We start from the raw sequence: 599 nt of genomic DNA, 5'->3' as shown, positions 1-599 counted from the left end.
ACTGCTCTTTAACAATTTATCAGACAATCTGTGTGGGCACTCAAAGTGACATGGATTCTTAATGTCTTCGGACAATAAATGAATACCAAGTCTCTGAGTGAACATACGTAATTCATTACGAAGTTTAATTCACGAGCATCAAACTTAAATTGAAGAGTTTGATCATGGCTCAGATTGAACGCTGGCGGCAGGCCTAACACATGCAAGTCGAGCGGTAGCACAGAGAGCTTGCTCTCGGGTGACGAGCGGCGGACGGGTGAGTAATGTCTGGGAAACTGCCTGATGGAGGGGGATAACTACTGGAAACGGTAGCTAATACCGCATAACGTCGCAAGACCAAAGTGGGGGACCTTCGGGCCTCATGCCATCAGATGTGCCCAGATGGGATTAGCTAGTAGGTGGGGTAATGGCTCACCTAGGCGACGATCCCTAGCTGGTCTGAGAGGATGACCAGCCACACTGGAACTGAGACACGGTCCAGACTCCTACGGGAGGCAGCAGTGGGGAATATTGCACAATGGGCGCAAGCCTGATGCAGCCATGCCGCGTGTATGAAGAAGGCCTTCGGGTTGTAAAGTACTTTCAGCGAGGAGGAAGGC

At 50.6% G+C, this 599-nt stretch carries 1 rRNA gene; it reads left to right on the top strand.

Annotated elements, in window-relative coordinates:
• Positions 1 to 146: 146 nt before the first annotated feature.
• Positions 147 to 599: ribosomal RNA gene (locus tag ABLV17_RS13620) — 16S ribosomal RNA — on the top strand; the annotation flags it as partial.

Source organism: Klebsiella sp. CN_Kp091, from assembly GCF_040065095.1.
GTDB lineage: Bacteria > Pseudomonadota > Gammaproteobacteria > Enterobacterales > Enterobacteriaceae > Klebsiella > Klebsiella aerogenes.
The sequence above is the reverse complement of the archived record's forward strand: the minus strand, read 5'-3'. Positions and strand labels throughout refer to the sequence as shown.